Here is a 13571-nt window from a genome sequence, read left to right as displayed (position 1 = left end):
ACTCTTCGGATTGGAACGTGAATTGATGAATGAGGGAGATAATCCTCTAATAGGAATTGTATTGTGTGCGGATAAAAGTGGGTCTGTAGTTAAGTATACATTGCCAGAAAATGAAACACAAATTTCCGCTTCAAAATATAAGTTTTATTTGCCAAGTGAAGAGGAACTATTACGAGAAGTGCAGAGAGAGCATGAAGCGTTAGAATATGATAAGAAAAAAGAAAATTATTAAAGGGGGTAAAATCTTCATAAAGGGGTAATTCTCACGTTAAAGAGGTAAGTGAGGTAAATAAACAGAAAATCTTATCCCACTCGATTTTAATGGAAAAAGCCAATCTCCGCTAAAGATATGAAGATTGGCTTAGAATCTCACGCATATTCCATAGTAATACATCACCTTACGGTTTTAAAATTACTTTAATACAGTTATCTTCCTTTTTATCAAAAATGCTGTAAGCGTGACTGCCTTCTTCTAAGGAAAGCTTATGGGTTATAATATCTGTTGCATCAAATTCACCTTTTTGGATTTTTTGTAACATCAAGTCAACGTATCTGGTAGCAGGGCACTGTCCCATTTTTAAAGTGATATTCTTGGAAAAGAAGTTTCCAAGAGGGAAATTATTATATTTATTGCCATATACTCCAACGAGAGCTACTGTACCGGTTTTTCTAATACATTGGGAAGCTATCTCTATAGCTGATTTTGATCCTCCCTGTAATTTGAGTGCAGTTTCAATTTTTTCCATAACCGAAGTTTTACCATCCAGTCCGACACAATCAATAACAGAATGAGCTCCTCCATGTGTAATCTCTTTTATATGCTCTCCTACCTGTTCATATTCTTCAAAATTTAAGGCTTCCACCCCATAGCCTTTTGCATGTTCCAGGCGGTAGCTGACGTTATCGACTGCAATGATCCTGCCTGCTCCTTTTTGAATACACCACTTGATTGTCATCAATCCTATAGGTCCACAGCCCAGAACTACGACGGTATCTCCGGCTTTCACATTTGCTATTTCCGTGCCCCAATAGGAGGTGGGCAGGACGTCTGTTACAAATAAGACCTGCTCATCTGTCAATTCATCCGGCACTTTTTTTGGCCCCACATTGGCATACGGAACCCTTATATATTCTGCTTGTCCCCCGGCATAGTTCCCATGATATTTACTATAACCGAATAATCCACCAGATTCACCATAATCATTTGAATTATCGCACTGACTGAATTCTCCTTTATTACAGAATTCGCAATGTCCGCATGCCACAGGAAAGGGGATTACAACCCTGTCCCCCTTTTTCAGATTTTTAACTTCCTTTCCGGCTTCCTCGACAATTCCCATTGTTTCATGACCTAATACATATCCATCATACATTCCTTTTACCAAACCATGCACTAAATGTAAATCTGATCCACAAATAGCAGTGGAAGTGACTTTTACTATTATGTCATCTTCTTTTTCTATCTTCGGATCTTCCACGGTTCTGCATTCAACTTTCTGCAGCCCATCATATACGATAGCTTTCATTCCGATACCTCCTGTTGTTATTAAGGATATTATTTGTAGTTGAAGTAAATCTATACCATGTATAATTATGGATGATAATTGAAATGATTTTTAAATACAGGTATTGAAGTCTAAGATTTGGATACATAATGAGTTTTATAAAAAATCTGGTGATGCGGTTAGTATTTATTAAAAAAAATATGCAAGTTCTTCGAAATGTACTTGAGCAGAGAGTGATTTATTACGGCATAATGGATTTTTTTAAAAGAACTAAAAAAATATAGTTATACTGACAACCATATGTGTGCATATTGACTTGAATGTGGTAAAATTGAAGTCAATAGATATACGGTGTGGGGATGGTATGACTGAAATTATTTTATACCATAGAAGAGTTAGAATCGTACATGGCGGTGTTACAGTGAAAAGCGCAGATCAGACTAAGGCAACTGTAAAAAATGCTGCAAAGAAAATTTTATATTATTAGGTGATATTAAATGACAACTGAAAATTATGTTTATAAAAAAGAAGTAGACTGGTCTTTGCTCAATGAAGGTCTCACCTTGCCTTTTGATAATCAAGTAGTTTTTGGACAGATCATGGGCCGATTTCTAAAGAGAGGAGAATCGAAAGATATTACACTATATCTTAACGGACACTCTTATAAAGCCAAAATAACAAATGTGAATTTTGATCCCAAGTTTAAGAGGAAAAAGGATACTCTCCAGATCAGATACATTAAAGGCGGAGAATTAGCTAAGGAATTGCAGGCCTGCTTTATGACAAGTTATCAGTTTATAAAGAAAACAAGAGAGCTGCGGCAGCCAGGCGACCGTACAATGATACGTTTGCCAGAAGACTTAAAAGAGTATCTGGCTATCTACACTACAGAATATGATGATTCTTATGTACTGGATCCCATTGTCTCAGAGGATATTGCTGCCTTGAAACAGGTGGTTTCTGGTCAGAAAGAACGTATCTTAGAGGCAGAATTTAATTATGATGTAGAGGATGCAACTTCTGCATTATTGGAATCAGAATGCATTGTAAAGATACGTAAGTTAAACAAGAAAATCGGAGATAATCTAAAGTTACTTTATAACTATAGATGCCAACTCTGTGGTTGTCTTATTGGAGAAGAATATGGATCTCATATTGCTGAGGCACATCATATTGATTATTTCGTGTCTAGCCTGAATAATGATGCCAATAATCAGCTTATTGTATGTCCAAATCACCACAGTATTATACATGATACGAATCCTGTGTTTGACAGGCAAAAACGGCTGTATATCTATAAAAATGGTGTAGAGCAGAAATTGTTATTGAATCGGCATTTATAAGAATATTATTAAGAGGAGATGTATGCGTGAAGAGCGCACGTACACATCTGTGAGGGGCTAGTAGCGTGAGCCGTTTGTCAGCTCAGCTGGGAAAGGATGATTAGAATGTATAAGGGTACCTTAATTGCAGTTAAAAATATGGAAGAAAGTAAAAAATTTTATCAAGATATACTGGGCATCAAGATGATAGGTGATTTCGGTGCGAATGTTCAGCTGGACGGCGGATTGTTTTTGCAAACAATTGAGACATGGAGCAGTTTTATTAATGATAAAGAAGTATATCTTAAAAGTAATGCTGTAGAATTATATTTTGAAGTCTCAGATATTGATGAATTTTACAGAAAACTGCAAATGGCCAATATTGAATATGTTCATGAGTTGCTGGAGCATAATTGGGGACAGAGGGTTGTTCGTTTTTATGATCCCAATCACCATATAATTGAAGTTGCAGAGGATATTTCAATGGTTGCAAAGCGGTTTTTTAATAAGGGGATGACAGTAGAACAGGTTGCAGAAAGGATGGATGTTCCCGTCGATTATGTCAAAGATTGTTTGGCGCACGGCACCCCTCACGGAAAGGAGAGTATTTAAATATGAAACCTATAGCGTTGCCGTCCCTAAATATAAACTCGTGGTCAGAAGAATCTCTGTCTGATCTGGCAGCAAAGATAGGGGATAATGTGTCAAAACCACTTATTCTTATTGATGGAGCTGCCGGGTCAGGTAAGACAACGTTAGCTTTAAAACTGGCTGATATATTGAATGCAGATTTAGTTCATACAGATGATGTAAGCTGGTGTGCTGATCCTATTCACTGGGATCATGAAATGCTCGAGGGTATTGTAAATCCCTGGATCAATGGAAAAAATGTGGCGTACAGACCAGCCGGATGGGTTAAAGAGGGCCGCCAGGGTTCTATTGAAGTTGACCCCAATAGGGCACTTATCATAGAGGGGATGGGAGCGTGCAGAAAAACGCTGCGTGATATTGCAGCATATTCCATATGGGTAGATACTGAGCCGGAGATTGCCAGGGAGCGTGTCGTTAAGAGAGATCTTGCCAATGGGGAAAATGGAGGAACTGTTGAGTCTGTCACAGAATTTGCGGACTGGTGGGATTCATTGCTGGCTCCTTTATTTTTGGAAGAGGAATCATGGAAATATGTTGATGTCATTGTTAGTGGTTCACAAGATAATTCAGTTTCAGATAATCTTTTGATTCATGTGCCTTCTTTTTCAAATGAAGACGATTGATATCTCATGGCCGGGAGTAATTTTAAATGAATTTATGCATGAAATTGTGAAGGTAAAAAGCAGCTGCTGACGGAGGAAAAATGGATGACAATTACAGAACAATACAGAGAAATTTTAAAGGATCTTGCCCTTGGAACTAAAATGACAAGACAGGAGATCGTTAAGCTGCTGCAGGATAAATATGGCACTAATCCTTCCAGTATTCTTCCCAGTGACTATTCTTATAATATGACAAACAAGGGGATAGAGGATCTGGATAATAAGCCAAATTTCTTTCTGAATAGGGGCAATGGCCAGTACGAATATGTTGGTGAAAACTATACAGGTATTGATATTACCGCCATTATATCCGCATATAAATCAGATTTTCAAAAAGTTGATGCAGAAGAAAGATACAAATGGGAAGCTATTGGATGGTACAAAAAGCATTGGGATATTGAGGCTTCGGATTTTTCAAGGATGCTGTCGGTTTCTTTTAGTAAAGCTGCTAATTTGCTGACTTCCGGTATGTATTATGCTTATAAAATGCTCTGCGAATATGCGGAAAGTGATCCGGAAGCAGTTAGAGAACTGTTCAGGGAGCTGTATGATGAAAGTATTCCTTTAGGAAAGAGATATAGTGATTTTAGAGAAGGATTCCGGCTGCACTGTGAGCATTTGAAGGGGGAGGCTGGACAAGGGAAGGCTCTGTCACATTTTCAGGATCTGCATGCAGTTTCTGTATATTTAACTTTTGAATATCCGGGAAAATATTATTTTTATAAAGCAAAAGTCTATGAAGCTTTTAAGAATTTGATCGGCTTTGCGGAAAAACGGGGAAAAGCCAAATCTGAGGTTTGGAAGATAGAAAATTGTAATCAAATGTGTTCACAAGTATGGAACTATGTTAAGCAGGACAAAGAATTAATGGCAATGAGTGCAGCGCGTTTGACAGAAGAATGTTTTCAGGATGAAGACGGTTATGTGACGGCAATGGATGTTGTTTATTATGGAAGCAGGATGAAACCCCGGACAGAAACTAAGGAAAAGGAAGAAGAAGGCATAGGTGAAGCAGCATACTGGCCCTCACCTGATGAGTATGATCCCGGGATTACGCCGGGGGTGTGGCTGGAGGCTTTAAACGATTCTGATGTCACGACTAAAGAAAACCTTGTTATGCTGAAGATGTTTATTGAACAAGGCGGAGAGAGCACATGCAGGCATCTTGCAGATGTGTATGGGAAAGTACATAATTATTATAATAAGCTGGGCAGCAGCTTTTGTGAAAAGATAAAGAAAAAGTATAACTGCCCGGACTGTATAGATGATGTGGGCTTCAGATACTATCCGATTGCATTTCGCGGAAGAAGTGTGATTGAAAACGGAAGGAAACGTTATTCCTGGAAATTGCGGAAGGAGCTGAAGGCGGCGCTGGAGAAGATGGACCTGTCGGAGATTGATATTGATAATACAGAAGACCAGACGACTGATGTGGCCAAGAATACAATTCTTTATGGACCTCCCGGAACAGGAAAAACCTACAGCACGGTAGTATATGCAGTAGCTATAATTGAGAAAAAATTGCTGGAGGATGTGAAGGAAGAAAACTACGACGATGTTCTGGCCAGGTATAATCAGTATAAGACTGATGGAAATATTGAAACAACCACATTCCATCAATCCTATGGCTATGAGGAGTTTATTGAGGGTATCAGGCCAAATATGGATGAGAGTGATGAAGAAAATAAAGAAGAGGTTCAATATCAGATAGCCTCCGGTCTGTTTAAAAGTTTCTGTGACAGAGCGCTGCGGCCAGTTATAAAAAAGGCTGCTGATGCAGGTTTAAATACTTCACCTGTTGTATGGAAGGTATCCCTCGAAGGCACATATGATAATCCCACAAGGACAGAGTGTCTGGAAAACGGGCATATCCGCCTGGGTTATGATGATTATGGACCTGATATTACAGGCGAGACTGATTTTACGGATGGCGGGAAGACAGTCGTAAATGCTTTTATTAATAAGATGAGAGTGGGAGATATTGTTCTTTCCTGTTACAGCAGCACGACTATAGATGCAGTAGGTGTTATTACCGGTGATTATGAATGGCATGAAGAATATGATAAATACAAGCGTTTGAGAAAAGTGGACTGGTTAGTTAAAGGCATCAGGGAAGATATTACAGAAGTAAATGGCGGAACCACAATGACACTTTCCGCTGTATACAAGATGTCTGTTTCACTTGCCGATGTAATGGGTATCGTCAATAAGCACACAGGCGCCGCAAATAAAATCGGGCCAAACGGTAATAATTATGTCTTTGTTATTGATGAAATAAACAGGGGAAATATCTCTAAAATATTTGGAGAGTTAATTACTTTAATAGAGGACTCAAAACGGATAGGACAGCCGGAAGAAACCACGGTAAAGCTGCCCTATTCTAAGAAGCCTTTCGGGGTCCCTGACAATGTATACCTTGTTGGAACGATGAATACTGCAGACAGGTCCATTGCCACAATTGATACAGCGCTGCGCAGAAGGTTTCAATTTAAAGAAATGCAGCCGGATGCAGATGTATTGGAAGGAATCAGTGTGGAAGATGTTTCTGTCAAAGATATGCTTATCAGAATGAATAGAAGGATCCGTGTCCTTTATGACAGGGAGCATACGATTGGACATGCCTATTTTATGCCTCTGAAGAAGAGCCCGACTATTGAGGTGCTGGCAGAAATTTTCGCTGACAGCATTATACCGCTGCTGCAGGAGTATTTTTATGAGGATTATGAGAAAATAAGACTTATACTTGGAGATAATAATAAACAGGATCCTGGTATTCAATTCATATCAGCAGTAAGTATAGATTACAGTGAGCTTTTTGGAAATACAGATTATGAATTTGATGAGAACAATATATATGAAATTAATAAAGAGGCGTTTATGAATATTGAATCATACCGCTCAATTTAGTGCAGAGGAGGTGTGCCGGATGAAAGCATCCTATCAGATAACAGAATATGGTTCTTTTATAGCTGAAAAAGAAATTCCGGGATATACTCCATTGCCCAGGCACACCTTTGAGCAGCTGGAAAAATTTATTTTAACTAATAAAAGCAAAGACACAGATGCTCTGGAGCTGATGGGGATCAGTGCTAGAAAAGGCGCAGGCAAGGTCATCACGGCAAGAAATTATGTGGGCGTTATTACAATGACCGATGGGACAACCATTGAGATCCTGCCAAAGATATATTCGCCGGAGAAGGCTTCAGAACAGAGGGTAAAAAAGCTGTTTACAGATATGCTGAAGACCCTCAGAGTATCTCCATACAAGACTTTGCAGATATCAAATGTAAATATTGAAACCATGAATATTTTCGAAATATTCATCAGAATGTTTGTGGATGAGGTTTTTCAGATTGTCAAACGCGGGCTTAAATGCGATTACATAACTGTAGAAAATAACGAAGAAATATTCAGGGGAAAACTGCTTTTCTCTGAGCATATAAAAAGAAATTACTGCCATAAGGAACGAAGCTACGTTGAATTTGATGAGTATAACAGCAACAGGCCGGAAAACAGGCTGATAAAGTCCACTTTAAAGTATCTATACCGGCAATCATCTTCAGTGAAGAATAAAAGCAGTATAAAGACTTTATTAAACGAGTTTTGTGATGTAGATGTATCTTTGGATCATGAAGGTGACTTTTCAAAGTTTATTCCCGGCAGAAATATGGCTGATTACCAAACTGCATTATTGTGGTGCCGTGTATTTTTGACGGGAAAGAGCTTCACCTCATTTTCCGGTTCAGAGATAGCCGCGGCATTATTATTTCCAATGGAGAGATTGTTTGAAAGTTATGCTGCGTCTAAATTAAAGAAGGCATTAGGCACTGCAGATTACATTGTATCGGTACAGGATAAGTCATGTTATTTATTTGATGAACCAGGTAAGAAATTTCTTATAAAACCAGACATTGCAGTAAAGCGAAAGGAAGATAATGCAGTTTTTATTATGGATACAAAGTGGAAGCTGCTCTCAGAGAACAAGGCCAATTATGGAATATCACAGAGCGATATGTACCAGATGTATGCATACCAGAAAAAGTATAATGCCCGGAATGTGACAGTACTTTACCCACTGACTGATTTAGCTGTTCCGGACAGGCAGATCATGTATAAATCCGGGGACGGTGCAGACATAAGAGTACAGTTCCTGGATTTGTTTAATATTGAAAAGAGTCTCGGGAATGTAATAGAGAAAAGTTTTATATCCTAAAATAAGCTATCTACGGAAATGCAGAGGACGCCGTAGCAGAAAAGATTAATAAAAAGCCGTCAGGATTCATATCCTGGCGGTATTTTGCTTACACAATATAGACCCTGACATACTTTAGGGTACACTATATTATCCATTATACATATTTTTTTATTACAAGTCTAGTCTTTTTTATATTTTTTGTTAAGATAAATAACAGGGATGCTGCTTTTCAGGGAAAGCGGTCTGTAACATGAAAGAAGAAGGGAGACAGGCATGAATCAGAAGGATCAGACAAAGAGTGTACGGAGAATTCCGGGAGTTACCCTGGAGGAAGAGAAAAAAATGCTTTTAGATGTTCTTGCTATCGCGGATGATAATTTGAACAGGGCAAGGGCATCTGTTGAGAGTCTGGCAGAGGAACTGCACGAATTGAAGGAAGTATATGATGTGGAGGATAAAGAAGGTCTGGCGCTGTGGTTCAATACTGATGCCAGATTTCAGCAGGTGCGCCAGGAGCTCCTCCGCATGGAGCGCAGCAGACGGAAGCCATATTTCGGAAGGATTGATTTTACAGATTCCAATCTGCTGAAAAAGGAGTGCTATTATATTGGCAAGGCTGCCATCACGAAAGATGCGGCAGATCTGGCGGTCATTGACTGGAGGGCGCCGATCGCATCGGTATATTATGAAAGCTCCCTTGGTGCATGTACCTATTCGGTAAAGGGAGAAGGGGCATTTCAGATTGACCTCTCCAGAAAGCGAACTTATGAGATAGAAAACGATGAATTAAAGGACTTTTATGATTCAGATGTGGTGGCAAATGATGAACTGCTGACGAAATACCTGGCCAGAAGCAAGCGGACTGTTTTAAATGATATTATTGCCACGATCCAGCAGGAGCAGAACGAGATTATCCGCATGAAGCCCCAGCACAATATTATAGTGCAGGGCGGGGCGGGTTCGGGTAAGACAACTGTAGCTATGCACCGTATATCTTATATCCTTTATAATTATGAGCTGGAATTTAAGCCCAAGGATTTCTATATTATTGGGAGCAACAGGATCCTCCTGAATTATATAACCGGAGTTTTACCGGATCTGGATGTATACGGCATATCACAGATGACAATGGAGCAGCTTTTTATACGTCTCTTGTATGAAGACTGGGATATACAGAATTTTACTGTAAAAAAACTGAACAGGGAGGACAAAACATCCTGTGTAAAGGGGAGCTTTTCATGGTTTCACGACCTGGAAAATTTCTGCGAGCATTATGAGTGGGACTATATACCACGGCAGGACGTCATTACAGAAAAGACTCATCACCTCCTGATGAGCAGCAGTTTGATTGAGAGCCTGCTTAAGAAGTTTCATTATCTGTCGCTTCCGGACAAGCTGGATAAGCTGACAGAGCATCTGATGGCAAAACTGGAGAATGAGATATATGGGAAATACTATACTTACCCGGCAGATGAGCAGAAGAGGCTTCTCAAGTATTACCAGACATATTTTGGAAAAAGAGAGTGGAAGGGATCCATTTTCGAATTATATAATGACTTTTTAAAGGAACAGAATGAGAAGGGGAATTCTGTTTTATTGCCCGGGACGGAATTTGATCTCTATGATCTGGCGGCGTTGGCGTATTTGTATAAAAGGATCAAAGAGACAGAAGTTATTCAGGAGGCAAGCCATGTTGTCATTGATGAGGCGCAGGATTTCGGCATGATGGCCTATGGGGCGCTAAAATACTGCCTCAGTAAATGCACCTTTACCATTATGGGGGATGTGTCGCAGAATATTTACTTTGATTATGGGCTGACGGACTGGGAAGAGCTGAGGAGTCTTATGCTGCCCGGAGAGTTTGACTATTTTGGATTACTGAGAAAAAGCTATCGTAATACTGTGGAAATCTCCAATTTTGCAACAAATATTCTGCAGCATGGGAATTTTCCAATCTATCCTGTTGAGCCGATTATACGTCATGGAAATGAAGTCAGGATTGCAGGGTGTAATGACGGGGAACAGCTGATACAGGAGACAATTGATACAATTTTAAAATGGCAGGAAAAAGAGTATGAGACAATTGCAGTGATCTGCAGGGATGAGGAAGAAGTATTTAAACTATCCGGACAGCTGAGAAAAAGTGTGGAACTTCGTGAATTTAATGCAGAAACAGAGGAGTTTGGAAGCGGAGTAATGGTTCTTCCAATCGAATATGCCAAAGGGCTGGAATTTGATGCAGTTCTTCTCTGGGGAGCCGATGATAAGAACTATCCGGCAGACGATGGCTTTGTAAGGCTGCTGTATGTGGCAGCCACCAGGGCGCTGCATGAACTGGCAGTACTTTATACAGGAAAGCTGACAGATCTGATCGCTGCACCAGTGTCAGAAGAGAAGAAGCAGAAGTATCTTGTGGTACCACCCAAGAAGGCTGTACGCAGTATGCCTGAACCGGATCTTAAAACCAACAGAGAAATAGAACTGCAGAGGGCCCGGGAGGGACATGCTGAGATGGAGCTGCGCAACAGGATAGGGCCAAAGAGGATTGTGGTCCAAAGTCCTAAGGAAGAAAAGCTGTCAGAGAAAAAGCAGACAGCAAAAAGTATGCCGGAGGGTTCCGAATTCGGTACCATGCCGGAGACTGCCAGCCTGAGGCCCTTAGGACATTCCAATATAAATTTAACTATCCGTTGGGTGGCCAAAAAGAAAGAATACGTGGAACTCACAAATGCATACGGTATACTTCGGATCACACCTGTCTCAAGGGATACAATGCGGATCAGCTTTAGCAGAGAGCCTATTGGCAATCTTGCAGATATTCCGTCAGAGCTTATGGAAACTGCGAGGCCAGCCTGGAAATGCAGAGAAGGAAAAGACAGGGTGGAAGTAATGACAGAAAAGCTCCTTTTGCGGATCGACAAGAAAAACGGCGGGATCTCATTCATTACTCCAAAGGGAAAGCTCCTTTCAGAAAGCGCTTCGATGCCCAGACAGATAGAGAATTCTGCAAAAAGCCAGACATGGACGTATTTTGACTGGTCTAAAAAGGAAGTATTAAAGGCAAGAGGGACGACTGACAAGCGGTGGACTGACCTGAAGTCTACGGCAAAATACATCTCTCTCAGCGAAAGACCCGGAAGGCCGGCCTGCATCATGTCCAACAGCGGTTATCAGATATTTATTCCCGGCGGCAGGAGGACAATGTGCTGCACTATACCCATGTATGGCTGCTATGTTTATACAGAGGGGGAGAAGCAGATTGATTATTTCTTTAAAGTGGAATGCTGAAAAGATTAACTGAGGTAAGAATAAAACGCCTGTACTCAAACATGAAGAAGTGAGTATCAGGCGTTTTCTGTATTGAGAAGTGCGTGCAGCCACCATGTGTATATAACATATATAAAATAAAAATATATAAATAAATTTGTTGGAAAATAATAAATTGAATAATAACTTGAAAATATAGAATAAAAATATTATACTTTTTGAAGAGGATTTATTGTGTTTGCATCTAAATTATATAGATATATTTGCTATTCTTTAAAGTGCAAATAGAAGGAGAGATTATGAGGACACAGTCAAAAGGTAAATGTAAATATTGTGGCAGAGAATATACGAAATCGTACATGCTCAGACACCTGGCCAATTGCCAGGAACGAAAATCCAGCGTTAATGCTAAATTAAATAATACACAAGGAATGTATTATGAGCTTGATATCTTTGGAAAACGTGACAAAGAATACTGGCTGATTATTGAGGTTCGTGCAGATGCAACTTTGAAGGATCTTGACAGCTTCCTTAGAGACATATGGCTGGAATGCTGTGGGCATTTGAGTGCTTTTGATATAAACGGCACCAGCTATGATGCTGTTCCGTCTGAAGATTACTACTGGGGAAAGCCGGCGAAAAGTATGAATTATAAACTGAATTCCGTGCTGGAAAAAGGTATGACAGTTACATATGAATATGATTTTGGATCTACAACAGATTTGGTCATAAATGTCCGTGACTATATAGTTTCTTCATGGAGAAAGGAAAAAGTTACTATTCTCTCAAGAAATAATCCGCCAGAAATTTTGTGTGACATATGCCACGAGAAAATAGCAGCCGTTTTCTGCCCAGAGTTTGAATATGGCGCTTTCTTATGTGATGACTGCAGGAAAAAGCATGATTTAGAAGAGGATATGCTGTTGCCTGTTTGTAATTCTCCGAGAGTGGGAGTTTGTGGATACGAGGGCAGCCGTATTTATCCTGATCAGTTTGTGCCGGACAAGGTTACGTTGGAAGACAAAAAATAAGCAGTCCAGGAGGATATATGTTTGAATTTATTAAGATTATTACATTGCGGGCAACGTACGAATGTCAGGAAGAAGGAAGTCTGCCTTCATATTTAGGATCTACAATAAGGGGGATATTGGGACATTGTATACGGGATTTTTTCTGTGAGAATCAAGGAGAGAAATGTTTTCGCTGCAGGAAGAAAGAGACATGTCTCTATGTGCGCTGTTTTAGCAACACTGGCAAAGAAGCAGGAGCGGTGAACCCATACGCCCTGTATGTCCATGGAGCAGGCAGGGAAAGGTGGAAAAAGGGGGATCAATGTATATTTGATCTTACGCTGTTTGGAACAGGTACGGAACAGGCAGAAATTTATCTGGATGCGCTGCAGGCAGCGGAGCTGAAAGGGTGGGGAGCATCGAGGCTGGCATTTCGTTTGATACAGGTGTCGGATCCGGAATCGGGCAAGATAATTTATACCGGGGGCAAGAGCTGGATCTGCAATCTTGTCTCCAGACCACTGCAGATAACAGGAAGAAATGTCTCCTATGCAAACCTGCTCTTTGATACACCGCTCAGAATCGTATCTGGAAAGCATTTGTTTGAGAAGCTTTCATTTGAAATGCTGATACAGTTTCTGATCCGCAGAATATCTCTTTTAACATTGGCCTATACAGATTATCAACTGGAGTGGGACAAGGAAGAACTGCTGGAGCAGGCCAGGAAAGTCAAAACTGTAGATGAATATTGGAGGGAAATTCCTTTTACCAGGTATTCGATGAATCAGGAAAAAGGCAAACTTGAGCTGCCGTCCAGGGAAGGGTGGATTTTATACGAGGGAGATTTGACAGATTTTGTGCCGATCCTGGAGGCAGGTAAGTATCTGCGGATTGGAAAAGGTGCAACAATTGGATTTGGCCACTATGAGGTGTTTTACGACAAATAGAGAGGGAAAGTG

At 40.2% G+C, this 13571-nt stretch carries 10 protein-coding genes; 9 read left to right on the top strand and 1 reads right to left on the bottom strand.

The window, feature by feature from the left end; all coding sequences use genetic code 11:
• The first annotated feature begins 10 nt into the window (after positions 1 to 10).
• The gene (locus tag NSB28_RS13010; RefSeq protein ID WP_257497781.1) at positions 11 to 232 is read left to right on the top strand and encodes a DUF1016 domain-containing protein; all 222 of its coding nucleotides are present in this window, start codon (positions 11 to 13) and stop codon (positions 230 to 232) included.
• A gap of 166 nt (positions 233 to 398) precedes the next feature.
• On the opposite strand, the gene NSB28_RS13005 is transcribed toward NSB28_RS13010, so the two are convergent.
• On the bottom strand, positions 399 to 1526 hold the full coding sequence (locus NSB28_RS13005) for a zinc-dependent alcohol dehydrogenase (RefSeq protein WP_109625760.1): 1128 nt from the start codon (positions 1524 to 1526) through the stop codon (positions 399 to 401).
• A gap of 476 nt (positions 1527 to 2002) precedes the next feature.
• Here NSB28_RS13005 and NSB28_RS13000 point away from each other — a divergent pair, with 476 nt between their 5' ends.
• The 8 genes from NSB28_RS13000 (at position 2003) to cas6 (ending at position 13559) form a co-directional block, all read left to right on the top strand.
• On the top strand, positions 2003 to 2848 hold the full coding sequence (locus NSB28_RS13000) for an HNH endonuclease (RefSeq protein WP_109625759.1): 846 nt from the start codon (positions 2003 to 2005) through the stop codon (positions 2846 to 2848).
• 105 nt (positions 2849 to 2953) lie between these two features.
• A complete protein-coding gene (locus NSB28_RS12995; RefSeq protein ID WP_109625758.1) occupies positions 2954 to 3439 on the top strand; it encodes a VOC family protein in 486 nt (161 codons plus the stop codon).
• A 2-nt stretch (positions 3440 to 3441) separates the two neighbouring features.
• Entirely contained in the window at positions 3442 to 4101 is a 660-nt protein-coding gene (locus NSB28_RS12990) for a uridine kinase family protein (protein ID WP_109625757.1), read from the top strand.
• 84 nt (positions 4102 to 4185) lie between these two features.
• Positions 4186 to 7047 carry a DUF7225 domain-containing protein gene (locus NSB28_RS12985; RefSeq protein WP_243134952.1) on the top strand — a complete coding sequence of 954 codons (2862 nt, stop codon included), beginning with the start codon at positions 4186 to 4188 and terminating at the stop codon, positions 7045 to 7047.
• A 19-nt stretch (positions 7048 to 7066) separates the two neighbouring features.
• Complete coding sequence (locus NSB28_RS12980) at positions 7067 to 8353, top strand: McrC family protein (RefSeq protein ID WP_109625756.1); 1287 nt, start codon at positions 7067 to 7069, stop codon at positions 8351 to 8353.
• 255 nt (positions 8354 to 8608) lie between these two features.
• Positions 8609 to 11623 carry a 3'-5' exonuclease gene (locus NSB28_RS12975; protein ID WP_109625755.1) on the top strand — a complete coding sequence of 1005 codons (3015 nt, stop codon included), beginning with the start codon at positions 8609 to 8611 and terminating at the stop codon, positions 11621 to 11623.
• Between the two features lie 278 nt (positions 11624 to 11901).
• Positions 11902 to 12633 carry an IS1096 element passenger TnpR family protein gene (locus tag NSB28_RS12970; protein WP_109625754.1) on the top strand — a complete coding sequence of 244 codons (732 nt, stop codon included), beginning with the start codon at positions 11902 to 11904 and terminating at the stop codon, positions 12631 to 12633.
• A 17-nt stretch (positions 12634 to 12650) separates the two neighbouring features.
• Entirely contained in the window at positions 12651 to 13559 is a 909-nt protein-coding gene (cas6, locus tag NSB28_RS12965) for a CRISPR system precrRNA processing endoribonuclease RAMP protein Cas6 (protein WP_109625753.1), read from the top strand.
• The last annotated feature ends 12 nt before the right edge of the window (positions 13560 to 13571 follow it).

This window comes from Murimonas intestini (assembly GCF_024622195.1).
Classification (GTDB): domain Bacteria; phylum Bacillota; class Clostridia; order Lachnospirales; family Lachnospiraceae; genus Murimonas; species Murimonas intestini.
This window is presented reverse-complemented; position numbering and strand designations above follow the sequence as displayed.

Bases quoted from the DNA above. Each gene is read 5' to 3' on its own strand.
- NSB28_RS13005 (WP_109625760.1), bottom strand. From the start codon at position 1,526: ATGAAAGCTATCGTATATGATGGGCTGCAGAAAGTTGAATGCAGAACC.
- NSB28_RS13000 (WP_109625759.1), top strand. From the start codon at position 2,003: ATGACAACTGAAAATTATGTTTATAAAAAAGAAGTAGACTGGTCTTTG.
- NSB28_RS12995 (WP_109625758.1), top strand. From the start codon at position 2,954: ATGTATAAGGGTACCTTAATTGCAGTTAAAAATATGGAAGAAAGTAAA.
- NSB28_RS12990 (WP_109625757.1), top strand. From the start codon at position 3,442: ATGAAACCTATAGCGTTGCCGTCCCTAAATATAAACTCGTGGTCAGAA.
- NSB28_RS12985 (WP_243134952.1), top strand. From the start codon at position 4,186: ATGACAATTACAGAACAATACAGAGAAATTTTAAAGGATCTTGCCCTT.
- NSB28_RS12980 (WP_109625756.1), top strand. From the start codon at position 7,067: ATGAAAGCATCCTATCAGATAACAGAATATGGTTCTTTTATAGCTGAA.
- NSB28_RS12975 (WP_109625755.1), top strand. From the start codon at position 8,609: ATGAATCAGAAGGATCAGACAAAGAGTGTACGGAGAATTCCGGGAGTT.
- NSB28_RS12970 (WP_109625754.1), top strand. From the start codon at position 11,902: ATGAGGACACAGTCAAAAGGTAAATGTAAATATTGTGGCAGAGAATAT.
- cas6 (WP_109625753.1), top strand. From the start codon at position 12,651: ATGTTTGAATTTATTAAGATTATTACATTGCGGGCAACGTACGAATGT.